21 protein-coding genes are annotated in these 23866 nt (G+C 65.4%); 13 read left to right on the top strand and 8 right to left on the bottom strand.

Going from position 1 to position 23866, the window contains the following annotated elements; translation table 11 throughout:
* Window positions 1-11: 11 nt before the first annotated feature.
* Entirely contained in the window at window positions 12-305 is a 294-nt protein-coding gene (locus AC1DYM_RS13770) for a hypothetical protein (RefSeq protein ID WP_477339196.1), read from the bottom strand.
* Between the two features lie 166 nt (window positions 306-471).
* Between AC1DYM_RS13770 and AC1DYM_RS13765 the strand changes: the two genes are divergently transcribed.
* On the top strand, window positions 472-1050 hold the full coding sequence (locus tag AC1DYM_RS13765; protein ID WP_046967301.1) for a cysteine dioxygenase: 579 nt from the start codon (window positions 472-474) through the stop codon (window positions 1048-1050).
* Between the two features lie 46 nt (window positions 1051-1096).
* Window positions 1097-2491: an FAD/NAD(P)-binding protein gene (locus AC1DYM_RS13760; RefSeq protein WP_477339194.1), complete on the top strand. Its 1395-nt coding sequence runs from the start codon at window positions 1097-1099 to the stop codon at window positions 2489-2491.
* A gap of 24 nt (window positions 2492-2515) precedes the next feature.
* On the opposite strand, the gene AC1DYM_RS13755 is transcribed toward AC1DYM_RS13760, so the two are convergent.
* Complete coding sequence (locus AC1DYM_RS13755; protein WP_477339192.1) at window positions 2516-3532, bottom strand: zinc-binding alcohol dehydrogenase family protein; 1017 nt, start codon at window positions 3530-3532, stop codon at window positions 2516-2518.
* A gap of 16 nt (window positions 3533-3548) precedes the next feature.
* Complete coding sequence (locus tag AC1DYM_RS13750; protein WP_477339190.1) at window positions 3549-4736, bottom strand: MFS transporter; 1188 nt, start codon at window positions 4734-4736, stop codon at window positions 3549-3551.
* A 128-nt stretch (window positions 4737-4864) separates the two neighbouring features.
* Between AC1DYM_RS13750 and cls the strand changes: the two genes are divergently transcribed.
* Window positions 4865-6274, top strand: a complete 1410-nt coding sequence (gene cls / locus AC1DYM_RS13745) for a cardiolipin synthase (RefSeq protein ID WP_477339188.1) — start codon at window positions 4865-4867, stop codon at window positions 6272-6274.
* 176 nt (window positions 6275-6450) lie between these two features.
* Window positions 6451-7218, top strand: coding sequence for a carboxylesterase family protein (locus AC1DYM_RS13740; protein ID WP_477339186.1), 768 nt, complete (start codon window positions 6451-6453; stop codon window positions 7216-7218).
* A gap of 54 nt (window positions 7219-7272) precedes the next feature.
* On the opposite strand, the gene AC1DYM_RS13735 is transcribed toward AC1DYM_RS13740, so the two are convergent.
* From AC1DYM_RS13735 to AC1DYM_RS13715, 5 genes are all read right to left on the bottom strand, one after another.
* A complete protein-coding gene (locus AC1DYM_RS13735) occupies window positions 7273-7668 on the bottom strand; it encodes a hypothetical protein (protein ID WP_071924933.1) in 396 nt (131 codons plus the stop codon).
* A 30-nt stretch (window positions 7669-7698) separates the two neighbouring features.
* Window positions 7699-8931 (bottom strand): MFS transporter, encoded by a 1233-nt coding sequence (locus AC1DYM_RS13730; RefSeq protein ID WP_477339184.1) that lies wholly within the window; start codon window positions 8929-8931, stop codon window positions 7699-7701.
* 210 nt (window positions 8932-9141) lie between these two features.
* Window positions 9142-10158 carry a Gfo/Idh/MocA family oxidoreductase gene (locus tag AC1DYM_RS13725; protein ID WP_477339182.1) on the bottom strand — a complete coding sequence of 339 codons (1017 nt, stop codon included), beginning with the start codon at window positions 10156-10158 and terminating at the stop codon, window positions 9142-9144.
* Window positions 10159-10173: 15 nt separating this feature from the next.
* Window positions 10174-11166, bottom strand: coding sequence for an inositol 2-dehydrogenase (gene iolG, locus AC1DYM_RS13720; protein WP_477339180.1), 993 nt, complete (start codon window positions 11164-11166; stop codon window positions 10174-10176).
* On the bottom strand, window positions 11159-12025 hold the full coding sequence (locus AC1DYM_RS13715; protein ID WP_477339178.1) for a MurR/RpiR family transcriptional regulator: 867 nt from the start codon (window positions 12023-12025) through the stop codon (window positions 11159-11161). The genes iolG and AC1DYM_RS13715 overlap by 8 nt, the downstream gene beginning before the upstream one ends.
* A 199-nt stretch (window positions 12026-12224) precedes the next feature.
* On the opposite strand from AC1DYM_RS13715, the gene AC1DYM_RS13710 reads away from it, so the two are divergent.
* From AC1DYM_RS13710 to AC1DYM_RS13670, 9 genes are all read left to right on the top strand, one after another.
* Window positions 12225-13268, top strand: coding sequence for a sugar ABC transporter substrate-binding protein (locus AC1DYM_RS13710; protein WP_046968645.1), 1044 nt, complete (start codon window positions 12225-12227; stop codon window positions 13266-13268).
* 23 nt (window positions 13269-13291) lie between these two features.
* On the top strand, window positions 13292-14425 hold the full coding sequence (locus tag AC1DYM_RS13705; protein ID WP_477339176.1) for an ABC transporter permease: 1134 nt from the start codon (window positions 13292-13294) through the stop codon (window positions 14423-14425).
* Between the two features lie 10 nt (window positions 14426-14435).
* Window positions 14436-15227 (top strand): ATP-binding cassette domain-containing protein, encoded by a 792-nt coding sequence (locus AC1DYM_RS13700; RefSeq protein ID WP_046968643.1) that lies wholly within the window; start codon window positions 14436-14438, stop codon window positions 15225-15227.
* Between the two features lie 13 nt (window positions 15228-15240).
* Window positions 15241-17211, top strand: coding sequence for a bifunctional 5-dehydro-2-deoxygluconokinase/5-dehydro-2-deoxyphosphogluconate aldolase (locus AC1DYM_RS13695; RefSeq protein ID WP_477339173.1), 1971 nt, complete (start codon window positions 15241-15243; stop codon window positions 17209-17211).
* On the top strand, window positions 17208-19091 hold the full coding sequence (iolD, locus tag AC1DYM_RS13690; RefSeq protein WP_477339172.1) for a 3D-(3,5/4)-trihydroxycyclohexane-1,2-dione acylhydrolase (decyclizing): 1884 nt from the start codon (window positions 17208-17210) through the stop codon (window positions 19089-19091). Before AC1DYM_RS13695 ends, iolD begins: the two co-directional genes overlap by 4 nt.
* Window positions 19088-19996 carry a myo-inosose-2 dehydratase gene (gene iolE / locus AC1DYM_RS13685; RefSeq protein ID WP_477339170.1) on the top strand — a complete coding sequence of 303 codons (909 nt, stop codon included), beginning with the start codon at window positions 19088-19090 and terminating at the stop codon, window positions 19994-19996. The genes iolD and iolE overlap by 4 nt, the downstream gene beginning before the upstream one ends.
* Complete coding sequence (iolB, locus tag AC1DYM_RS13680) at window positions 19993-20790, top strand: 5-deoxy-glucuronate isomerase (RefSeq protein WP_477339168.1); 798 nt, start codon at window positions 19993-19995, stop codon at window positions 20788-20790. Before iolE ends, iolB begins: the two co-directional genes overlap by 4 nt.
* A 26-nt stretch (window positions 20791-20816) precedes the next feature.
* Window positions 20817-22340: a CoA-acylating methylmalonate-semialdehyde dehydrogenase gene (locus tag AC1DYM_RS13675; RefSeq protein ID WP_477339166.1), complete on the top strand. Its 1524-nt coding sequence runs from the start codon at window positions 20817-20819 to the stop codon at window positions 22338-22340.
* 117 nt (window positions 22341-22457) lie between these two features.
* Complete coding sequence (locus tag AC1DYM_RS13670) at window positions 22458-23792, top strand: carbohydrate porin (RefSeq protein ID WP_046980652.1); 1335 nt, start codon at window positions 22458-22460, stop codon at window positions 23790-23792.
* Window positions 23793-23866 lie beyond the last annotated feature (74 nt).

Below are 23866 nucleotides of genomic sequence, written 5' to 3'. Positions count from 1 at the left end.
GGGCGTTCCGATCAGCGATGCGTGGCGGGCATGACGACCACGTCGGGGCGGCGGGACGACCGCGCGATGGCCCAGACGATGAAGGCAAGGAAGGCCACCGGCAGCAGCACCGGCAACAGGGCCAGGGCGACGACGGGGGCGACGACCAGCATGACGACGCCGCCGATCACGGCACCGAGGATGCTGCCAACCAGGCTGAAAACACCGCCGATGATGCCAAACACCAGCTTCAGCACCGCGCCGATAAGCGCGAAGACCAGCCAGAAACCAACGGCAAGGACGACGAGCGAGGTGAGGACGATCATGGCTTTACTCTCCGTGGGACGACAGCCGCCAGGGGGCGGTTCCGACAGTTCGATGCAGCCTGCGCCCTAAAAGTTTAAACCCGTCTCGACCGTCCCGGGTTACGAGGCTTTAACGGGCCCCATGCTCCACTTCCCGCCAGTTGATTTATGTGGACGGCCTCGGGCCATGGGTAAGCGTTCTTCCATCATCAAGACCTTGCGGGACATCGCGCTCGATCATTCGGACGTGGCGCAGCCCGACCTCGCCTCCATGGGGCGGGAGATCGGCCGCGTGTTGCACGGCCGCCACGCGGATGTCATCGAGGCACTGGGGCCATTGCGCGAGCGTCGTCGCGGCTTCGAACGCTGGATGGTCGCCGAACGGGCGCGCCCGGGTGTGAGCATCCTCGTCATGGCGTGGCCGCCGGGCTACGCCACGCCAGTGCACGATCATGGCGGCCTGTGGGGCCTCGAAGCCATGATCGCCGGTGCACTGGAAGTGGAATCCTTCGACAAAGACGACACCGACCATTCGCTACGCAGCACCGGCCGCACCTGGCTCGGCCCCGGCGACGCGACGTGGTTCGAAGCTGCGGAAGCGCACGCTCATCGCTGCCGCAATTTGTCGCGCCATGACACCGCGCTCACGCTTCACGTGTACGGTGGCGATCTGGCACAGTACCTCGCGTATGAGCAGCCCGGTCCTTCGGGACACTGGATCGCACGACCGAGGCAATCGATTATTGCGGGACGCCTGACGGCCTGACGGTCTAACGGCCCTCCACCCCAACGCAAGGGCGAAGGACCAAAGCATGTTTCATAAAGTCGCCATCATCGGCGGTGGCGCAGCAGCGGCGACGCTGGTGAGCGAATTGCTGGAGCGTCGTACGCCCCGGCCGTTGCACCTGAACTGGTATGCCGGCGCCGCAAGCGCCGGGCGTGGTGTTGCCTACGGCACGCCATCGGAGCGCCACCTGCTCAACGTTCGCGCCGCATCCATGGGCATGTTCGTCAGCAAGCCCGGCGGCTTCCTGGAATACGCGCAAGCGTTGGACCCGGCCGTCAAAGGTTCGGACTTCCTGCCCCGTCGCCTGTACGGCGACTTCCTGCAGTCCCGCGTGGAGCAGGCCGTCAAGAACGCCGGCTCGTTCGGCCACGACGTGAACGTCATTCCGTTCATGGCCGAGTCGCTGGTGCCTTCGAGCGAAGGCGTCACCATCGGCTACGGCGACGACGTCGCGCACGCGGAAGCGGCGGTGCTGGCCATCGGTTCCCTGCCTCCGCGCCCGCTCCCCGGCGTGGAAGACGCGGCCATCGCCAGCGGCCGCTACGTCACCGAACCCTGGCCGTACCTGGTGTCCGCGCCGATCGACGAGCGCCCCCTGCGCGTGCTGGTCATCGGTCTGGGCCTCACCGCCGTCGACGTGGTACTCGAACTGTCGGCGCGCTGGCCGAACGCGACATTCACCGCCCTGTCCCGTCACGGCAAACTGCCCGAGCCCCACCTGGCTGCCGCCTCGGCGCCGGGCGGTGATGACGCCGATCTGGTCGAGTCGATGCGCGACGATCCCAACGTGCGCGTGTGGATGCGCGCCCTGCGCGACGCCGCGTCGCAGGCGGACGACTGGCGCACGCTGGTCGATGGCCTGCGCCCACACACGCAATCGCTCTGGGCCGATCTCCCCGTGGCCGAGCGTGCACGCTTCCTGCGTCATGCCCGCTGGGCGTGGGAACGCGCGCGTCATCGCATGCCGCCGCAGGTCGCCGCCTCGATTGCCGCACTCGAACGCGCCGGGCGCCTCACGCGTGGGCGGGGACGCATGCGTGGTGTATCGCTTTCTCACGAGGGAGCGCTCGACGTCAGGCGCGGAGTCGCGGGCGGGGGCGAAGCCGTCGAATCCTACGATGTCGTGATCCAGACGGTCGGTCTGAATACAGACACGCTGCGCACGGAGCATCGCCTCGTGCGTCAGCTGGTGATCGACGGTCTCGTCAAGCCGGATCCGCTCGGCCTCGGCTTCGCCGCCCTGCCCGACGGCCATCTGCTCGACGGCAACGGACGGGCCCGCTCGAATCTTTTTGCGATCGGCAGCCTGCTTCGCGGTGCGTTGTGGGAGTCCACGGCCATCCCGGAAATTCGCAAACAGGCCCAGAGCGTAGCGAACATGCTCATGGCCGAAAGCGCCGAACGAGCGCACTCGCGCTAGTCGGCGCCACCGGCGGGTGGTTTCTCAGGCAAAGCCCTCGAGAACCACCTTGCCGATCGTCCGGCCACTCTCGAGCAGGCCATGCGCCTTGCGCAGGTTGGCCGCGTTGATCGGGCCGACGTTCTCGCGCATCGTGGTCCTCACCACCCCTGCATCCACCAGGTTCGCCGCCTCGTCGAGGATGCGGCCCTGCTCGGCCATGTCGTCGGTGTGGAAGAGGGAGCGCGTGTACATGAGCTCCCAGTGCAGCGACAGGCTCTTCCGCTTCATCAGGCGGATATCGATCGGTTCGGCGGGATCATCGATCAGGCCAAGCTTGCCGTGCGGCTTCAGCAGCTCGACCAGCGCCGGGTAGTGGTCCTCGGTACGTGTCAGGCTGAGCACGTAGTCGACACCATCCGGCGCGACCGCGCGCACTTCGTCGACCAGCGGCTTCGTGTGGTCGACCACGTGATGCGCGCCCATCGCCTCGACCCACGCACGCGTTTCCGGGCGCGAAGCGCTGCCGATCACGGTGAGGCCCGTGAGCCGGCGCGCCAGCTGCACGGCAATCGAGCCGACACCACCCGCGGCGCCGATCACCAGCAAGGTGGCCGGACGGCCCTGCGTGCCATGGGGAATGCCCATCCGCTCAAACATCAGTTCCCACGCGGTCACCGTCGTCAGCGGCAGCGCCGCGGCTTCGGCCATGCTCAACGTGGACGGCTTACGCCCGACGAGGCGCTCGTCGACGACATGGAACTCGCTGTTGGCACCCGGGCGGTCGAGCGCGCCCGCGTACCACACTGTGTCGCCGGGCTTGAAGCGACGCACCTCGGGGCCCACCGCGACCACCGTGCCCGCCACATCCCAGCCGAGCACCTTGTCGGCGCCTTCCGGATCGGTGTTACGGCGAATCTTGGTGTCGACCGGATTCACCGAGATGGCTTCGACCTTCACCAGCAGGTCGCGACCCTGCGCCTCGGGCGTGGGCAGTTCGATGTCGAGCAGGCTCTGCGGATCGTTCGCGGCAAGCGGGGTGCGGTAGGCAACGGCTTTCATGCAAATCTCCAGGAAGTCAGGCGCCTTCGGCCACCGCTGTCATGGGACGGCGACGCTCGAGCGCAACACTGGCCATCGTAGCAAGGAGGCCCGCCACGGTGACGGCCGCACCGGTCAGGCTCACCGTCGGCATGGAATAACCTGCGGCGAGGACCGCGCCACCCAGCCATGCACCACCGGCGTTGCCGAGGTTGAAGGCAGCGATGTTCAAGGTGGACGCCAGGTTCGGCGCGTCGCCGGCCACATGCACCACGCGGGACTGCAACGGTGCGATCGTGGCGAAGGCCGCAATGCCCCAGAGGAACACGGTGACGATGGAGGCGACGGTCGAATGCATCGTCCAGGCGAAGGCGACCAGCAAGACGGTGAGGACGACGAGGATGCCCATCAACGACGGCATCAGCTTCCAGTCGGCCAGGCGACCACCCAGCATGTTGCCGATCGTCGTACCGAGGCCGAACAGCACCAGCACCGCGCCGGTCCAGTGCGGGCTGACATGCGACTGCTCCTGCAGGATCGGCGCGATATAGGTGAACACGGTGAACACGCCACCAAAGCCCAGCACCGTCATGCCCAGCGCGATCAGCGCCTGCGGCTCGCGCAGCACGCGCAATTCGCGGCGCATGTCGGGCGCCTTGAGGTCGGGCAGCGAAGGCACGAAGCGGACCACACCGAGCGCGGCGATCACACCCAGCGCAGTGACAGCCCAGAACGTGGAGCGCCAGCCGGCCCACTGGCCGAGGAAGGTGCCGAACGGCACGCCGAGGACGTTCGCCAGCGTCAGGCCGGCAAACATCAGGGCGATGGCGCGAGCGCGCTGGTTGGCCGGCACGAGATGGGCGGCGACTACCGCGCCGATGCCGAAGAACGAGCCGTGACAGAAGGCGGCGACCACGCGTGCCACCATCAGCACGTTGTAGTTCGGCGCGATGGCACACAAGGCATTGCCGAGGATGAACAGGCCCATCAGCAGGAGCAGCGCATGCTTGCGCTCCATCTTCGCCGTGAGTGCGGCGAGCAAGGGGGCGCCGARGGCCACGCCCAGGGCATAGCCCGAGACCAGCATGCCGGCGGAGGGGATGCTCACCTTGAGGTCGGTGGCGACTTCCGGCAGCAGGCCCATGATCACGAACTCGGTGGTACCGATCGCGAACGCGGCGACTGCCAGTGCCAGCAAGGGCAGGCGGGACGGAGAGGGATTCATGGGTTAGGCTCGTTGGAAAGCGATAACGTGGATTGTCCGCCCCAGGCCCTTATGCACATACACCCGCACGCGACAAAGACTCTTGCCGCAGGATTGAAGATCGAGGCGGGTAGCCCATGATCGGGTCAATGATCGCGATCGCCGCGCTGATGCTGCACGTGGCGGGCATCTTCGCCGCCATGCACGCCGTCATGCATACGCGCACCGCGCAGGGCGCCTTCGCCTGGGTGCTTGGGCTGGTCCTGCTGCCCTACGTGACCCTGGTCCCCTACTTTTTCCTCGGCTCCAGCCACTTCGGTGGCTACGTCGACCTGCACCGCCAGCGGCAGGCCCGCTTCTTCATGCTCCACGAAGAGACCGAGCACCCGGCCCGGCCAGGCATCCTTCCCGTCACCGCAGCCGTGAACGACGCGCGCTACGAAGCCATCGGCCGCATGCTCAAGACGGCCATGCACGGCGGCAACGGCCTGGCCTTGCACATCGACGGCGAGGACGCGTTCAAGGCGATGTTCGCCGCGATCGCGCGCGCCGAGCACTATGTCCTGGTCCAGTTCTTCATCATCCACGACGACGTGCTCGGCCGGCGCCTGCGCGACGCCCTGCTCGAGCGGGCCGCGGCCGGTGTCCAGGTCTGCCTACTGTATGACGGCATCGGCAGCCACGATCTTCCCGCGAGCTACATCGAGGCGTTGCGTTCCGGCGGCGTGAATGCGCACCCCTTCGCGACGCGCCGTTGGCGGAACCGCCTCCAGCTGAACTTCCGCAATCACCGCAAGGTCCTCGTGGTCGACGGCGTGCGCGGTTTCGTCGGCGGACTCAACGCCGGCGACGAATACCTCGGCGCCATGCCGCCGCTGTCGCCGTGGCGCGACACGCACATGGAAATCGAAGGACCCGCCGTGGCCGACCTGCAACGCGTGTTCGCCGAGGACTGGTACTGGGTCACCGGTGAACGACCGCCGTCGTCGCCGCCACCGGAACGCTGCGGCCGCGCCAACACGATGATCGTCGCCACGGGCCCGGCGGACCGTCAGGAAAGCTGCTCGCTGTTCTTCACCCAGGCCATCCATGCGGCGACAAAGCGCGTGTGGATCACCACGCCTTACTTCGTGCCCGACCAGGCCGTGTTCGGCGCACTGCGCCTGGCCGTCTTCCGCGGCGTGGACGTACGCATCCTCATTCCCAGCCGCCCGGACCACCGCACCGTTTTCATGGCGTCCACGCTTTACGCGCACGAAGCCACGCTGGCCGGCATCCGCATGTTCCGTTACCAGCCCGGCTTCATCCACCAGAAAGTCATGCTGATCGATGACGACACCGCCGTCGTCGGCAGCATGAACATGGATAACCGCAGCTTCCGCCTGAACTTCGAGATCACGGCGCTGAACGTGGACACGACCTTCGCCGATCAGGTCGAGGCCATGCTGGTCCACGACTTCGCCCAGTCCGAAGAGGTCAACCAGAACGACTACGATCGCCTGACCTACCTGCAACGCGTCGCGCTGCACGTCGCCCGCCTCTTCGACCCCGTTATATAACCTCGCCACCTCCGCCCGCCGGGCTTCGGCTTTTCGTAGGAGCCGATTCATCGGCGAAGCTCTCGCTTTCTGTGGGAGCCGCTTCAGCGGCGATGGGATACTCGCGATAACCTGCCCGCTGCCGCGGGATCGCCGATGAATCGGCTCCTACAGAAAATCAACTCAGGAACCTCAGCATGCTGCGCGCCCTCGCCTTTCTCGCCGCCATGACCGCCATCAGTACCGTCTCCGCCGCACCCGCCCAGTTCGTCGAACGCAGTGTCGACCTCCACGGCAAGACCTACCGCTATCAGGTCTTCGTCCCGGCCGAGGTCGAAGGCAAGCATCCCGCCGTCGTCCTGTTCCTCCACGGCAGCGGCGAGCGTGGCAACGACAACCAGGCGCAGCTGTCCCAAGGGCTGCCGCCCTGGCTGAAGCAGCACACGGATTTCCCCGCCGTCGTGGTGATTCCGCAAGCGCCTAACGACACTGAGTGGACCGACAAGGCCGATGCCGACATGGCGCTGGCGGCGCTCGAAAAGAGCGTGAAGGAATTCCACGGCGACCGTAAGCACTTGTACCTCACCGGCTTGTCGATGGGCGGTTTCGGTTCGTGGCAGATCGCCGCCGACCATCCGGGCATGTTTGCGGCCGCCGCCATCATCTGCGGCGGCGTCGAAGCCCTGCCGGACGACGGGCGCAATCTCTTTGTCCATGGCGTGCCCAAGGGCGAGGATGCCTACGCGTGGACGGCGAAGAAGATCGGCACGCTACCGGTGTGGATCTTCCACGGTGGCGACGACCACGTGGTGCCGACCGAGCAGTCGCGCCGGATGAACGCCGCACTGCTCGCGCGCAAGGCCGAGGTGAAATACACCGAGTTTCCCGGGGTGAATCACGGCTCGTGGGAGAAGGCGTATGCCACGCCCGACCTGTGGGAGTGGATGTTCTCGCACAAGAGCTGACGCTCCGACCGGTGGGAGCCGATGAATCGGCTCCTACGACAGCAGGGTGATGCCTCAGGGTGAGCGCATGCCGGCGAGGAGGCGCTTCAGGCCGCCGGAGAACAACACCCAGCCGATGCAGGCACCGATCAGCGCGCCGACGATGTCGAAGAACACGCGCAGGCCAATGGCGTCGGGGTCGTGCACGGCGGCGAGTTTCAGCTGCAGCAGCGTCAGCGACTGCAGCGGCGCCATGGTGAAGTAGAGCAGGTCCCACAGATCCTGGCCGCCGCCAATCGCCACGCTGAGGATGAAGGCGATGGAGATTTCCTTGCCATCGCTCCAGCCGTTGCTCTTGCCCGCCAGGAAATGCAGCAGCGCGTAGACGACGATGCCGACCAGCAGCGCGATGCCGCCCGATTCCAGGGCACCGATGATGCCAAAGCCCATCCAGCTACGGTCGTACGGCATGAAGAGCACTCGTGAGGGATCAGACGGGCATTATGCCCGTGCATTGGCCCGCTGATCGCGCGGCGGGGCATCGCGCCCGAAACGCAGGTACAGCGACACCGACAGGATCGCCGCCGCCAGCGCCGCGAAACCCGCCGCCAGGAAGATGGCGGGATAGTCGTACAAGCCTGCGATCCAGCCGCCAACCGGACCGGTCAGGCCCAGGGCGACATCGAGGAAGACTGAATAGGCACCGAGCGCCGCGCCGCGATTGTGCGTGCTGACCCGGCCGACGGCTTCGACACCCAGCGCGGGAAAGACCAGGGCGAAGCCCGATCCGGTCAGCGCGGCACCGGCAAGTGCGGCGTGGGGAGTCGTGCCCAGCCAGAGCAGGATCAGCCCCAGGCACTCGACCACGAACGAGACGATGGCGACGCGATAGCCGCCGAAACGGTCGATCGCGTTGCCGAAGATCAGGCGAATGCCGATAAAGCAGCCGCCGAACACCGAGAGGGAAAGCGCCGCATCCGACCAGTCGCGGCTCGCGTAATAAAGGGCCACGAAGGTCGACAACGAACCGAAACCGATCGAGCCCAGCGCCAGCCCCGCGCCATAGGGCATGACGCGCGTCAGCACGCTCTTGAACGGCAGACGCTCGCCATGACTCGGCGCGATGCGCGCCTTCATCAGCGCAAAGGGCAGCGCCACGAGTCCAAGAGCGAAGGTGAGGATACCCAGCGAAATGAGGCCATGATCACGCGCCAAGGTCACCCCCAGCGGCGCGCCGACGGCGATGCCGCCGTAAGTGGCGATGCCGTTCCAGGAGATCACCCGCGCCGTATGCTCGCCGCCTATGCCGCCAATACCCCAGGTGATCGCCCCGGTGCTGACCCAGCTTTCGGCAAATCCGAGGCCGAGGCGGCTCAACAGGATCAGGGTGAGCGACAGCCCCGGGATCTTCGGCACGATGGCGCCGAGGGCGAGGAAGAGACCGGAAATCGCCAACACCACCAAGCCGGCGACGACGGTTCGTTTCGGCCCCATCGCGTCTGCCATGCGCCCGGCATGAGGTCGACTGAGCAGGGTCGCAAGATACTGCGCGCTCACGGCCAGACCGGCGATGATCGTGGAATAACCCAGGTCGAGGTGTGCAAAGCCCGGCAGCACGGCAAGGGGAATGCCGATGCACAGGTAGCAGACGAAGGAAAAGACGACCGAGGAAAGGATGCGCGCGGTCACGGCGAAGCGCCGGCCGCGGGTAGGAACGAGGGGAGGGAGAGACATGGCCGGAGGATTATACCTTGGCGTTGTTGCGGTGCGTCATCGGGGGTTTATGAAGGGATTTTCATGAGGGTTTCATGAGGGGTGCCGCTAGCACCCATCGCCGATGAATCGGCTCCTACCGGAGCAGGTTGCGTCAGCCTGGTAGGAGCCGATTCATCGGCGATGCTCTTGGACCTCAGCCGCTCATAGGACCTCAGCCGCTCATAGGCCTCAGTCCAACAGAACCGGCTGCCCGCTCTGCAACGACTCCCGCAACGCCACGGCGATCCGCGTCGCCTCGACCGCGTCATCCATCGTCAGGTCGAACGGAGTGTCATCGAGCACGGCATCCACGAAGTGCTTCGCCTGGGTCACGAAGGCCGGCGCAAATCGCTCGTAGAACGACGGCACCACCGTGTTCCGCACGCCATGGGCATCGGCGATTTCCACGCGATCCGCACGCGGATTGCGGCCGACGCTCACACGCCCCGCCGTACCCGTGACATCGGTGTGCGTGTCGTGCCCATGGGCCTGCGTGCGCGAGGCATAGAACATCGCCATGCGCCCACCTTCGAACTCGACGATCGCGATCCCGTTATCCACATCGCCCATGGCTTCCAGTGGTGGATACATCGCTACCGTACCCGTCGAATAGACCTTCTTCGCTTTCGGACGGCCGAGCAGCCAGCGCGCCAGGTCCACGTCGTGCACGCTGCAATCGAGGAAAATCCCGCCGCTGGTCGGCGCGAACTTCAGGAAGGCACCGCTGGGGTCGGCGAGGTCGGTCGTCTGCGAATAGACCAGGAACGGACGGCCGATGCCGCCCGCCTCGATGTGCTGGAACGCATGCCGATAGCTTTCGTCGAAACGCCGGACGAAACCGACCATCGCGCGCTTGCCGGCTTTCGCCGCATGCGCGGCGGCACGACGGCAATCCTCCAGCTCCAGCGAGAGCGGCTTCTCGCAGAACACGTGCTTGCCCGCATCGAGCGCCTGCTCGATCTGCGACGCATGCAACGAGGTCGGCGTGACCAGGAAGATGGCGTCGAGCGAGGGGTCGGCGAGCATCTCCGCGTAGTCGGTGTAGATGGTCGACACGCCGAGCGTGTCCCGCGCCCAGGCGCGCTCGCTCTCGACGGGACTGCAAACCGCCGCCAGCTCCGCACGCGGGATGGCGCGGGCGWGGTTCTCGGCGTAGCGCTGGCCGAGCCGGCCGAGGCCGGCGAGGCCGATACGAAGGGAAGTCATGGAAGGCGCTCCGGGTCAGATGTTCACGGCCACGGCCTGGCCTTCACGCCAGGAACGTGCCGCGGCTTCGGCCAGCTCCAGCGCCTTGATGCCATCGGCGATGGTCGTGCGTACGGGCGTACCCGCCGCCAGGGCATCGAAGAAGTGGGCGATTTCCGCGGCATAAGCCTCGCGGTAGCGCTCGAGGAAGAAGTGCTCCGGGAGATCGTGGGCGATGTTCTTCGACGTGTGCGACACCACCTGGGTCGGCGACACGTTGCCGGCCTGAAGCATGCCCTTGCTGCCGAGCACCTCGAAGCGCTGGTCGTAACCGTAAGCGGCACGGCGCGACGTATTGATCTGGCAGAGCCGGCCACTTTTCGTGCGAATGGTGACAGCCGTGGTGTCGATATCGCCCGCCGCTTCGATCGCCGGATCGGTCAGGCAGCTGCCGGTGGCGTGCACGCTGACGGCTTCGTCGTCGAGGATCCAGCGGAAGATGTCGAAGTCGTGGATCAGCATGTCCTTGAAGATGCCGCCCGAGCTCTTGATGTAGCTCACCGGCGGCGCACCCGGATCACGACTGGTGACGATGAGCAGTTCCGGCGTACCGATCTCGCCCTCGACCAGGCGCTTCTTCAACGCCGAGAAGGTCGGATCGAAACGACGCTGGAACGCGATCATGCAGACCACGCCGGCTTTTTCCACGGCGGCCTGGCACGAGCGCGCGCGCTCCACGTCGAGGTCGACCGGCTTCTCGCAGAAAATCGCCTTGCCTGCAGCGGCGGCGCGATGGATCAGGTCGGCATGCGTGTCCGTGCTGGAGCCGATGACGACGGCACCGACGGCCGGATCGTTCAGGGCCTCATCGACCGTGGCGACCTTCGCGCCATGCTTGTCGGCAAGTTCCTGCGCCGAGGGCGCGTGCACGTCCACCACATAGCGCAGGCGCGCCTCCGGGTGGCGGGCGACGTTGCCCGCGTGAATCTTGCCGATGCGACCGGCACCGAAAACGGCAACTTCAATCATCGTATTCTCCTCGGGGAAGTGTTTCTTCAACTGTGAGTTCGAGCCGGTAGGCCAGCGCGACGAACAACGCCTGGCACAGGCACATGGTGCTGGTAAGGCCACGGAACGCGAAGGCGCTCCCTTCCTTCACCTTGAGCAAAACATCCGAATGGCGGGCGAGCGGGCCGAGATCGCTCTCGGTGATAGCCAGCACACTAGCCTTGTGCTGTTGCGCCACGCGCATCGCGTAAAGCGTTTCCTTGCCAAACGGCGGAAAACTGATGGCGATGAGTGCATCGCCCTTGCCCATGCTGCGCAACTGCTCGCGGAACATGCCACCCAGGCCACTGACCAGGTGCACGCGCTTCTGCGTGTGCTGCAGTGCATAGGCGATATACGTGGCGATGGCGAACGAGCGCCGCACGCCCATCACGTAGATGTTCTCGGCGGTGGCAAGCATGTCCACGGCCTTCTGGAAACGCGTTTCGTCGAGTTGCTCGGCAAGCTCGTCCAGGCCGGCCCGGCTGGCGTCGATGAAGCGCGAGGCGATCTCCACGGCCGGCATCGCCGACGCGCGGTTCTTGATCACGCTGCGGATGCGCTGCTGGTAGCTACGCGAAGGCGACGCCTGCGCGGTGAACGCGTCGCGGAACACCGACTGCATCTCGGTGAAGCCGGAATAGCCGAAGCGCTGGGCGAAGCGGACCACCGCCGACGCATGCACGCCGCAGCCTTCGGCAATCTCACCGACGCGCTGGACCATGATCGAACTGCGATGTTCCTCAAGGTACCGGGYCACCCCCTGTAGCTGGCGTGGGAGGGCCTCGAACTCCTCGGCGATGCGCTGCATGAGGGCATCGGCTTCGCTTCGTTTGGCCATCGGGCGCTCCAGTGGGGACCGGCCGCATTGAAGCACGCGATGGAATGAATTTTCCATTTATTTTTTTGCTGCAATGCAAATTGCAACGCTGGAACGGCGGGTCCATGCTCGGTCCGCTTTCGGCAAAAAAGCGGCCCGTACGGCCGCGTCGCGTTCGACACCCGTCCGGCCGGTAGACCCGGTCTCCTGTGGAGGCACTATGCGATCCAAACTGATTCAAGCCACCCTGGCTGCAGCCCTTGCCCTCGGCCTCGGCCTCGCCGCCCCCGCCTCCCAGGCGGCCCCCGGCGACCGTTATGTCCTGGTTACCCACGCCGCGGATTCGGATTCCTGGTGGAACACCATCAAGAACTCGATCAAGCAGGCCGGCGAAGATTTCGGCGTCGATGTCGACTATCGCGGTTCCGGTAACGGCGACCTGAGCGAAATGGCCCGCCAGCTGGAATCGGCCGCCGCCCGGAACTACCAGGGCGTCGCCTTCGATATCGCCAGCTTCGCGGTACTCAAGGCCCCCGCCGCCAAGGTCTCGGCCAAGGGCATCCCCATCGTCACGATCAACTCGGGGACGCCGGACGAGAGCAAGAAGCTCGGCGCGATCCTGCACGTGGGCCAGGGTGAGTACGACGCCGGCAAGGCCGCCGGTGACCGGGCCAAGGCCGCGGGCGTCACCAGCTTCGTCTGCGTCAACCACTACGCGACCAACAACGCCTCGTTCGAACGCTGCCAGGGCTTTGCCGACGCTATTGGTGTGAAGGACTGGCGCAAGACCTCCATGATCGACACCGGCATGGACCCGACCGTGGTCGCCAGCAAGGTCAGCGCCTATCTGCGCAGCAACCCGAAGACCCAGGCCATCCTGGCCCTCGGCCCGAATGCCGCCGAGCCGACCATCAAGGTGGTCAACGACATGCACCTGGCCGGCAAGATCAACTTCGGCACCTTCGACCTCTCGCCCGCGATCATCGCCGGCATCAAGTCCGGAACCATCCAGTACGCGATCGACCAGCAGCCCTACCTGCAGGGCTACATGGGCATCGCCGCGCTGGTGATCGCGCATGACCAGAAGACCAACGACCCGGCAAAGATCATCGCCGCGCTGAAGGCCAACCCGAAGTTCCAGGCCCGCCTGACGCAATACGACCTGCACCCGGTCTATACCGCCACGGGCGTCAGCTCCGGTCCCGCGTTCGTCACCAAGGACAACGTGGCGACGGTCGAAAAATACGCCGGCACGTACCGCTGAGCGACAGGTAAGGACCAAGAGCCATGAGTGCCATCAACCAGAGCGTTACCAACATGACTGATACGAAACCCACGGACGAACGCGTACGCAAGCTGTCACCGTGGCGCATCCTGCTCGACCGGCCCGAGCTCGGGTCCATCGCGGGCACGGTGCTCGTCTTCGCCTTCTTCGGCGTTTTCGCCGGCGGCTCGGGCATGTTCGCGCTCGATGGCATCATCAACTGGGCCCAGGTGGCCGGCTACCTCGGCATCATCGCCGTGGGTGCCTGCCTCCTCATGATTGCCGGCGAATTCGATCTGTCGATGGGTTCGATGATCGGTTTCGCCGGCGTCATGGTCGCCATCCCACCCATGTACCTCGGTTGGCCCCTGTGGGCCGCGGTGATCTTCGCCTTCGTCGGTTCCATGGCGCTGGGCGCGCTCAACGGGTATCTGGTGGTTCGCACCAAACTGCCCTCGTTCATCGTGACGCTGGCTTTCATGTTCATCCTGCGTGGCCTCACGCTGGTGCTTTCCACCAGCTTCGCCAACAGCACCATCGTCAGCGGCATCGGCGACAAGTTCACCGACGATCCGGTGATCTCCGCCCTGTTCCAGGGCACGACCTTCCACTGGCTGTTCAACGGCCTGGCCAGCATGGACCTGATCACCAAGCTGCCCAGCGGCGAGCCGGTGGTCGGTGGCCTGCCCAAGGTGCTGGTCTGGTGGATCGTCATGGCCCTCGCCGCCGGCTTCGTGCTTGCACGCACCCGCTTCGGCAACTGGATCTATACCGTCGGCGGCGATTCCAACGCCGCGAAGAATGTCGGTGTACCGGTGCGTCGCGTGAAGATCTCGCTGTTCGTCCTCACCGCGTTCTGTGCCTGCCTGTTCGGCGTGCTCCAGGTCGCCGATGTGGGTTCCGCCGCCGCCGACCGCGGCCTGCAGAAGGAATTCGAGGCAATCATCGCCGTGGTCATCGGCGGCACCCTGCTCACCGGCGGCTTCGGTTCGGTCATCGGTGCCTGCTTCGGCGCGCTGATCTTCGGCGTCGTACAGATCGGCATCTCGTACACCAATATCGACTCCGACTGGTACCGCGTCTTCCTCGGCGGCATGTTGCTGCTGGCGGTGCTGTTCAACCATTACATCCGCAGCCGCGCTGCGGCGACGAAGTAGGAGCGCCACCATGGCCGACGATTACATCCTCGAACTCGACGACGTCAGCAAGTTCTTCGGTACCGTCATTGCGCTGCAGGGCGTCACCCTGCGCCTCAAGCGCGGCGAAGTGCATTGCCTGCTCGGCGATAACGGCGCGGGCAAGTCCACGCTGATCAAGACCCTGGCCGGCGTACACCAGCCGAGCTCGGGCTCCTACCGCGTCGACGGCGAGGCCGTGCACTTCAACTCGCCGCGCGAAGCCCTCGACCGCGGCATCGCCACGGTCTATCAGGACCTCGCGCTGGTGCCGTTGATGAGCGTGGCACGCAACTTCTTCGCCGGTCGCGAACCGCGCAAGAAGTTATTCGGTGTCATTCCCGTCATCGACATGAACTATGCCAACGAGACCGCCCGCGACAAGCTGAGCGAGATGGGCATCCGTGTGCGCGATGCCAGCCAGCCGGTGGGCACGATGTCCGGCGGCGAGCGCCAGTGCCTCGCCATCGCGCGCGCGATCCACTTCGGCGCCAAGGTGCTGATCCTCGACGAGCCCACCGCCGCCCTCGGCGTCAAGCAGTCGTGCAACGTGCTCAAGCTCATTCACCAGGCGCGCGAGCGCGGCATCTCGGTGATCTTCATCACCCATAACGTGCACCACGCCTACCCGATCGCCGACAGCTTCACGCTGCTCAACCGCGGCCAGTCCATGGGCACCTTCTCCAAGAAGGACATCACCAAGGAAGCCGTGCTCGACATGATGGCCGGCGGCACGGAGATCCAGAGCCTGGTCGACGAACTGGAAGGCCGCAACGCGGCCTGATCACGGAACCCTTATGCGAAGCCCCCTGCCCCGTTCCTCCTCCCGCCCCATCGACGTCGCCTGCCTCGGCCGGCTCGCCGTGGACCTCTACGCCCAGCAGATCGGCGCCCGTCTCGAAGACGTGACCAGCTTCGCCAAGTACCTTGGCGGCTCCTCGGCCAACGTCGCCTTCGGCACGGCCCGCCTGGGCATGCACTCGGCCATGCTCGCTCGCGTCGGCGACGACCACATGGGTCGCTTCCTCACCGAGACGCTGGCCGCTGAAGGCAGCGACATCAGCCAGATCCGGATCGATCACGAGCGCCTCACTGCACTGGCGATCCTCGGTATCAAGGATCGCGAAACCTTCCCGCTGCTGTTCTATCGCGAAAACTGCGCCGATATGGCACTGACCGCGGACGACATCGACGAAGCCTTCATCGGCACGTGTCGCGCACTCGCCATCACCGGCACGCACTTCTCCGAGCCCGGCGTTCACGCCGCGAGCTCGCGGGCGATCGAGCTGGCACGCAAGCACGACGTACGCACCGTGCTCGATATCGATTACCGCCCGGTGCTCTGGGGCTTGACCGGTCGTGGCGAAGGCGAGCAGCGCTTCGTCGCCGCCGATCACGTCACCCGCCATCTGCAGGCGATCCTTCCGGGTTTCGACCTTATCGTCGGTACCGAAGAAGAGTTCCACATCGCCGGTGGCAGCGAAGACCTCATGGCCGCCCTGCGCGCCGTGCGCGGGATCACCGCGGCGACCCTGGTGGTCAAGCGCGGCGCCATCGGCTGCAGCGTCATCGAAGGTGTCATTCCCGCCACGATCGACGAAGCGCCCACGTATCGCGGCAGTCGCGTGGAAGTGCTCAACGTGCTCGGCGCTGGCGACGCCTTCCTTTCCGGCTTCCTCACCGGTTGGCTGAGCGGCGAGACCATCGAACGCGCCTGCGCCTTCGCCAACGCCTGCGGCGCCATCGTCGTCTCGCGCCACGGTTGCGCGCCGGCCATGCCGAGTCGTGCCGAGCTGGATGCCTTCCTCGCCCGTGAGGGCGGTATTCCGCGTCCGGACCTCGACAAGGAGCTTTCCCACCTGCACCGCACCTCGGTGCCACGCAAGCCGTGGGACGACCTGTATGTCTTCGCCTTCGATCACCGCACGCCGTTCTTCGAACTCAGCCGTGAGGTCGGCGGCGACGAAGCGAGGATTCCGCACCTGAAGGAGTTGCTCGTCGAGGCGGTCGCCGCCACCGAGCGTGCCGGCCAGTTGCATGGCCACATCGGCCTGCTCGCCGACGATCGTTATGGCCAGGACGCACTCAATGCGGCCAGCGGCCGTGGCTGGTGGATCGGCCGGCCGGTGGAAGTCCCGGGCTCCAACCCGCTGGAGTTCGAACGCGGCCGCTCCATCGGTACCCAGCTGGTCAGCTGGCCGAAGGAGCACGTCATCARGTGCCTGGTCGCCTTCGACCCGGATGCCGACCCCATGCATCGCGTGGAGCAGGAGACCCAGCTGCTCGCGCTCTATGACGCCGCCAAGGTCAGCGGCCATGAATTGCTGCTCGAGGTCATCCCGCCGGGCTGCAAGGACGCCGCGCATCGCGACGACCAGGTCCTGCGTTCGATGAAGCRCATCTACAACCTCGGCATCCGTCCGGACTGGTGGAAGCTCTGCCCGCCGCGCCGCGACGCCTGGGCGGCGATCGACGCGCTGATCCATGAGCGGGATCCTTACTGCCGCGGGGTGCTCCTGCTCGGCCTCAATGCGCCGGTGGAGACGCTCGCGACCGGCTTTACCGACGCCCTGGAGAGCTCGACGGTGCGCGGCTTCGCCGTCGGCCGGACACTCTTCATCGAGCCGGCGTCCGCCTGGCTGGCTGGCAAGATCGACGACGCCACCCTGGTCGCGCAGGCGCGCGCCGCCTTCGAACGGATGATCGCGCTATGGCGCGATGGACGGCGCACGCCGGACCAGCGGATGAAGGAAGGCGCGGCCGCATGAGCGCAACCATCCGTCTTACCGCCGCCCAGGCGTTGATCCGTTACCTTGCCGCCCTGCGCGGCCGCGACGCGGATTCCGACGAGTCCGCACCGTTGTTCGGCGGCGTCTTCGCCATTTTCGGCCACGGTAACGTGGCCGGCATCGGCGAAGCGCTGTACGAATCGCGCCACGTACTGCCGACCTACCGCGCGCATAACGAGCAGGCGATGGCGCATGCCGCGATCGCCTATGCGAAGACGAACATGCGACGCCGCATGATGGCCGTGACGACCTCGATCGGCCCCGGTGCGACCAACCTGGTGACCGCCGCCGCGCTCGCTCATGTGAACCGCCTGCCAGTGCTGTTGTTGCCGGGCGACATCTTCGTGTCACGCGCGCCGGACCCCGTGCTCCAGCAGCTCGAGGACTTCTCGGACGGCACGGTGTCGGTCAACGACACGCTGCGTCCGGTCTCGCGTTACTTCGACCGCATCGTGCGTCCCGAGCAGCTGCTGGTCGCCCTGCCCCGGGCGATTCGTGCGTTGACCGATCCCGCGCTTTGCGGGCCGGTCACGCTGGCCCTCCCGCAGGACGTGCAGGCCGAAGCCTGGGATTTCCCGATCGCCTTCTTCGAGCCGCGTGAGATCGTTTTCCGCGCGCCGCAGCCGACCGACGACGAACTGATGTACGCGCTCGACGCCATCGAAGCGTCGGAACGCCCGGTGATCATCGCCGGCGGTGGCGTGCTCTACGCCAAGGCCTCGCATGCGCTGCTCGATTTCGCCGACAAGCACGGCGTGCCGGTGTGCGAGACCCAGGCTGGCAAGGGCGCCCTGCCCTGGAACCATCCGCTGCACCTGGGTCCAGCGGGCGTCTCCGGTTCCTCGTCAGCCAACGCCCTGCTTCGCGATGCCGACCTGATCATCGCCGTGGGTACGCGGTTGCAGGACTTCACCACGGGCTCGAATGCCTTGTTCTCGCACGTGCCGATCCTCTCGGTGAACGTGAATGCGTTCGACGCCCTCAAGGGTGAAGGCCTGGAAGTGATCGGCGACGCACGGCAGGTGCTCGACGACCTCAGCTTCGGTCTCGAGGACTGGGCCGCACCCGATGGCTGGACCACGCGGGCACGCGATGCCGCCAGTGAATGGGTGCATGTGGTCTCACGCATCACCGAACAGCGCAGTGCACCGCCGGGCCGCTTGCCCTACGACGGTGAAGTCATCGGCGCGGTGCAGCGTTCGTCGTCGCAATCGACCATCAACGACATCGTGCTCTGCGCCGCCGGCACCCTGCCCGCCGAGTTGGAGAAGCTCTGGCGCACGGAAACGCCGGGCGGCTACCACATGGAGTATGGCTACTCGTGCATGGGTTACGAGATCGCCGGCGGCCTCGGCGCCAAGATGGCCTCGCCGGAGCGCGAAGTCATCGTCATGGTCGGCGACGGGAGCTACCTGATGATGAACTCGGAAATCGCCACCTCGGTGATGCTCGACGCCAAGCTCATCATCGTGCTGCTCGACAACCGCGGCTACGGCTGCATCAACCGCCTGCAGCAGGCCACGGGCAGTGCGCCGTTCAACAATATGTTCGACGACTGCGTCCAAGGCAGCCACGGCATGCCGATGATCGACTTCGCCGCGCACGCCCGTTCGCTGGGCGCGATCGCGGAGCACGTGGCCGATATCGCGGGCCTCGAAGCGGCCATGGAACGCGCACGCGACGCCGACCGTACCTATCTCATCAGCATCGATACCGACCACACACGCACGACCGAAGAAGGCGGCGTATGGTGGGAAGTGGCGGTGCCGGAAGTTTCCACGCGGGAAGCCGTGCGCGACGCGCGCGCGGGCTATGAATCCGCCACCGTGGGCCGCAAGGCCAGGAACACGCCAGCATGAAGAACGATCCCATCCGCATCGGCATCAACCCGATCTCCTGGAGCAACGACGACCTCCCGTCGCTCGGTGGCGAAACACCGCTTTCCACCGCGCTCAGCGAAGGCAAGGCGATCGGCTACGAGGGCTTCGAGCTCGGCAACAAGTTTCCGAAGGATCCCGCCGCGCTCCGTGACCTGATGGCCGGTTACGACCTCGACGTGGTGTCCGGCTGGTACAGCGGTCGCGTCGCCGGCCGTTCGGCGAAAGAGGAGATCGTCGCCGTCGAGACGCACCTGCGCCTGCTTGCCGAGAACGGCTGCAAGGTCATGGTTTACGGCGAAGTCGCCGACGCGATCCAGGGCGAACCGCATCCGCTGTACAAGCGCCCACGCTTTCGCAGCGCGGAGGCGTGGAAGCGCTACGGCGACAACCTCACCGAGTTCGCGAAGTTCACGCTCTCCCGCGGCGTGCGCCTTGCGTATCACCATCACATGGGCGCCTACGTGGAATCGCCCGACGATGTCGACCAACTCATGGCCAACACCGGCGACGACGTCGGCCTCCTCTTCGACAGCGGCCACACGTATTTCGGCGGCGGCGACCCGCTCACCGTGTTGAATAAGCACATCGACCGCATCTGCCACGTCCACTGCAAGGACGTGCGCCCGGGCGTGGTGCGCATGGCACGCAACCGTCACTGGACCTTCCTCGAGTCCGTGCTCAACGGCGCCTTCACCGTACCGGGCGACGGTTGCATCGACTTCGCCGGCATCATCGACCGTCTCAAGACCCACGGGTACAAGGGCTGGCTGGTGGTCGAGGCCGAGCAGGACCCGTCGGTCGCGCCCAGCTACGAATTTGCCGAAAAGGGTTACAACACGCTGCGCTCGCTGCTCGATGGCGTGCCGGTGCGGGAGGTCGCATGAGTCTGCTGGTCAAGGCCGCCGCCCAGGGCGAGGCCATCGTACGGGTCACCCCCGAGTCCGCTCACTGGAAACACGTGGGCTTCGAAGCGCGCCGTCTCGCCAAGGGCGAGACCACCACGATCACGCTCCCCGCCGATCGCGAAGGCTGCCTGGTGATACTCACCGGTAGCGTGGATGTCCTCGTTGCCGGACACGACTGGAAGGGCCTGGGTGGCCGCGAAAGCGTGTTCGAAGATCGCTCCACCCACGCCATCTACGCACCGCCGTCGTCCGTCTATAAGGTCACCGCGCAGACCGACGCGGAGCTCGCCATCGCCTCGGCACCGGCCAGCGGTCGCCTGGATGTCCGCCTGATCGAACCCGGCTCGATGAAGCGCTCGGTGCGTGGCACTGGCGCCAACACACGCTATGTATGCGACGTGCTGCCGGAGACCGAACAGGCGGAATCGCTGCTCGTCGTCGAAGTACTCACGCCTGCCGGACACTCATCCAGCTATCCGCCGCACAAGCACGACACCGATGCGCTGCCGGAAGAAAGCGTACTCGAAGAGACCTACTACCACCGCATCGACCCGCCGCAGGGCTTCGCGTTCCAGCGCGTGTACACCGACGATCGCGACATCGACGAGTCGATGGCCGTCGGTGACCACGATGTCGTGATGGTCCCTCGCGGCTACCACCCCGTGGTGATGCCTCACGGCTACCGCGGCTATTACCTCAATGTCATGGCCGGTCCCCGCCGCGAATGGCATTTCCGCAACGATCCCGCCCACGAATGGATGATCGCGCGCTGACGCGCCGCGATCGGAGTAACCACGTCATGTCCGCCCAGCCCTCCAGCAACACCCTCCCCCGCATCGGTCATTTCATCGCCGGCAAGCCGTACACCGGCACGCCGTCGGGCTCGTCGCCGGTTTACGATCCGGCTCGCGGCGTCGTCGCCTCGGAAGTCGATCTCGCCTCCGTCGCCGACGTCGATCACGCCGTACGCGCGGCGCATGCCGCCTTTCCCGCCTGGTCGCAGCTGCCGCCGCTGAAGCGCGCACGCGTGATGTTCAAGCTGAAGGAGCTGATCGAGCGCGACATGGATCGCCTCTCGCGCATCATCGTTGCCGAGCACGGCAAGGTGCTTTCCGATGCGAAGGGCGAAGTGGTGCGTGGCCTCGAAGTGGTCGAATACGCCTGCGGCATTCCGGAACTGCTCAAGGGCGAGTACACCGAGCAGATCGCCAACGGTATCGATGCGTGGACGATGCGCCAGGCCATCGGCGTCTGCGTCGGCATCACGCCGTTCAACTTCCCCGCCATGGTGCCCATGTGGATGTTCCCCATGGCGATCGCCTGCGGCAACACCTTCGTGCTGAAGCCCTCCGAACGCGATCCCTCGCTCGCGCTCGAATTGGCCAAGCTGCTGAAGGAAGCCGGCCTTCCCGACGGTGTGTTCAACGTGGTCAACGGTGACAAGACCGCGGTCGATGCGCTTCTCGATCACGAACTCGTGCGCGCCGTGAGCTTCGTCGGCTCCACGCCGATCGCCGAATACATCTACGCGCGCGGTACGTCACAGGGCAAGCGTGTGCAGGCACTTGGCGGCGCGAAGAACCATATGGTGATCATGCCGGACGCGGATCTGGACAAGACCGCCGACGCGCTGATCGGGGCCGGCTACGGTGCCGCCGGCGAACGCTGCATGGCCATCTCGGTCGCCGTGGCCGTCGGTGAAGCCACGGCAGACGCACTGGTCGCGAAACTCGCCCCACGCGTGAAGGCACTGCGCATCGGCAACGGCCTGGACGATAGCGTCGAGATGGGACCGGTGGTCACCGGTGTCCACAAGGACCGTATCACCGGCTACATCGACGATGGCGTGGCCTCCGGCGCCGAGCTCGTCGTCGATGGTCGCGGCTACCAGGTCGCCGGTTGCGAACAGGGCTTCTTCATCGGCGGCACGCTGTTCGATCGCGTCACCCCGGCCATGCGTATTTATAAGGAAGAGATCTTCGGACCCGTTCTCTGCGTGGTGCGCGTACCCGATTTCGCCAGCGCATTGAAGCTTGTCGACGAACATGAATATGGTAATGGCACCGCGATCTTCACGCGGGATGGACAGATAGCGCGAGAATTTGCGCATCGCGTTCAGGTGGGAATGATTGGCGTGAATGTTCCCATCCCCGTGCCGATGGCCTTCCATAGCTTCGGTGGATGGAAAAAGAGCCTCATGGGCGATCACCACGCCCACGGCCCTGAATCCGTGCGTTTCTACACAAAACAGAAAGCCGTTACACAGCGTTGGCTGAACCACGATGAAAGCGCTGGCGCAGAATTCGCAATGCCTACGCATTAGTAAGACAAAAACACTAGAATGCGGCGGTTGATCGCACGGGGAGTATTGTGCGTTGCAACTTAAATAATCAAAAGCCATAAACGAAAAAGCTTAAATTTTTTTCAGGGAGAAGGGTAAATGCTCAATAAATTTTCTAAGCGCCCCCTCGCCGGTCTGATGCTCGCTTGCCTCGGTCTCGGCGCTACCGCCGCTCACGCTGACGACACGATGAAGTCCGACTTCAGCGACATGTCGACCAGCAAATACCTCTTCGGCGACTGGGGCGGCAATCGCTCGCGTCTCGCCGATGAAGGCGTCACCTTCGATCTGGGCTACGGCTCGGAACTCGCGCACAACTACTCCGGTGGTGACCGCGAGATCACCCGCTACACCGACCAGTGGAAGCTCGGCGCCTCTTTCGATCTCCAGAAGCTCTGGGGTTGGCAGGGTGCGAAGTTCACCGTCGTCGTGACCGATCGTAACGGCCGCAACCTCGGTGCCGACGCGAACATCGGCAACAACCAGCTCATCCAGGAAGTCTACGGCCGCGGCCAGACCTGGCATCTGACGATCTTCGCCCTCGAGCAGAAGTTCCTGGACGATCGCCTCACCTTGAAGCTGGGTCGTCTGCCGGTAGGCGAAGACGTCAACCAGTTCTCGTGCGACTTCCAGAACCTGACGTTCTGCGGTGCCCAGCCGGGTAACATCGTGGGCGACTACTGGATCAACTGGCCGACCAGCCAGTGGGCCGCTGTCGTGAAGTACGCGACCACGGAGAACACCTGGGTGCAGATCGCTGGCTACCAGGTGAACCCGAAGTACGCCGACGATTCGTACGCTTCGCACAACGGTCTCGTGCCTGGCTTCCCGAGCGGCACCACCGGCGCGCTGATCCCGCTGGAGTTCGGCTGGAAGCCGACCGTCAACGGTCTGCCGGGTTCGTACCGCGCAGGCGTCTGGTACAACACCTCGAAGGGTAACGATCTCTACCTCGACGTGAACCACCAGCCGATCGCCCTCACCGGCAACACGGCCCTGCAGCACGACGGCCGCAAGGGTGCGTGGATCACGTTCTCGCAGCAGGTCACGGGTACGGCAGGCGGCGAAGGTGCGACGGTGTTCCTGAACATCACGTCCGCCGACCACGCTACCTCGGCCACGAACAACCAGTTCGCGCTCGGCATGGAGTACAAGGGCATCTTCGGTCGCCCGAACGACTTCATCGGCGCCGCCTTCGGTGGTTCGTACGCCAGTGGTTACGCCGCGAAGAACCAGCGCCTGATCAACGAACTCACGGGTTCGGACGTCATCGTCAACCGTGGTTACGAGCGTGTCTCTGAAGTGTTCTACAGCTGGTCGCCGATTCCCTCGATCGCGATCCGCCCGAACCTCCAGTACATCCAGGATCCGGGTGGCAGCAGCCAGCGCAACAACGCGTTCGTCCTTGGTCTGAAGACGAGCGTCGCGTTCTAATAAGAAAGTATCGACTTTTTTTGATCGAAGGCCTGGGGAAACCCAGGCCTTTTTTTTGGTTGCCCGGATGAATC

Source organism: Luteibacter sp. P1_D3 (assembly GCF_056406135.1).
Note: the sequence above shows the minus strand (reverse complement) of the source record. Positions and strands in the feature narration are given on the sequence as shown.

What these genes read in the sequence shown, in the direction of transcription:
- AC1DYM_RS13700 (WP_046968643.1), top strand. Translation starts at nt 14,436, where the DNA reads ATGGCCGACGATTACATCCTCGAACTCGACGACGTCAGCAAGTTCTTC.
- AC1DYM_RS13740 (WP_477339186.1), top strand. Translation starts at nt 6,451, where the DNA reads ATGCTGCGCGCCCTCGCCTTTCTCGCCGCCATGACCGCCATCAGTACC.
- AC1DYM_RS13755 (WP_477339192.1), bottom strand. Translation starts at nt 3,532, where the DNA reads ATGAAAGCCGTTGCCTACCGCACCCCGCTTGCCGCGAACGATCCGCAG.
- AC1DYM_RS13670 (WP_046980652.1), top strand. Translation starts at nt 22,458, where the DNA reads ATGCTCAATAAATTTTCTAAGCGCCCCCTCGCCGGTCTGATGCTCGCT.
- AC1DYM_RS13735 (WP_071924933.1), bottom strand. Translation starts at nt 7,668, where the DNA reads ATGCCGTACGACCGTAGCTGGATGGGCTTTGGCATCATCGGTGCCCTG.
- iolD (WP_477339172.1), top strand. Translation starts at nt 17,208, where the DNA reads ATGAGCGCAACCATCCGTCTTACCGCCGCCCAGGCGTTGATCCGTTAC.
- iolE (WP_477339170.1), top strand. Translation starts at nt 19,088, where the DNA reads ATGAAGAACGATCCCATCCGCATCGGCATCAACCCGATCTCCTGGAGC.
- AC1DYM_RS13730 (WP_477339184.1), bottom strand. Translation starts at nt 8,931, where the DNA reads ATGTCTCTCCCTCCCCTCGTTCCTACCCGCGGCCGGCGCTTCGCCGTG.
- iolG (WP_477339180.1), bottom strand. Translation starts at nt 11,166, where the DNA reads ATGATTGAAGTTGCCGTTTTCGGTGCCGGTCGCATCGGCAAGATTCAC.
- AC1DYM_RS13765 (WP_046967301.1), top strand. Translation starts at nt 472, where the DNA reads ATGGGTAAGCGTTCTTCCATCATCAAGACCTTGCGGGACATCGCGCTC.
- AC1DYM_RS13770 (WP_477339196.1), bottom strand. Translation starts at nt 305, where the DNA reads ATGATCGTCCTCACCTCGCTCGTCGTCCTTGCCGTTGGTTTCTGGCTG.
- iolB (WP_477339168.1), top strand. Translation starts at nt 19,993, where the DNA reads ATGAGTCTGCTGGTCAAGGCCGCCGCCCAGGGCGAGGCCATCGTACGG.
- AC1DYM_RS13675 (WP_477339166.1), top strand. Translation starts at nt 20,817, where the DNA reads ATGTCCGCCCAGCCCTCCAGCAACACCCTCCCCCGCATCGGTCATTTC.
- AC1DYM_RS13760 (WP_477339194.1), top strand. Translation starts at nt 1,097, where the DNA reads ATGTTTCATAAAGTCGCCATCATCGGCGGTGGCGCAGCAGCGGCGACG.
- cls (WP_477339188.1), top strand. Translation starts at nt 4,865, where the DNA reads ATGATCGCGATCGCCGCGCTGATGCTGCACGTGGCGGGCATCTTCGCC.
- AC1DYM_RS13710 (WP_046968645.1), top strand. Translation starts at nt 12,225, where the DNA reads ATGCGATCCAAACTGATTCAAGCCACCCTGGCTGCAGCCCTTGCCCTC.
- AC1DYM_RS13705 (WP_477339176.1), top strand. Translation starts at nt 13,292, where the DNA reads ATGAGTGCCATCAACCAGAGCGTTACCAACATGACTGATACGAAACCC.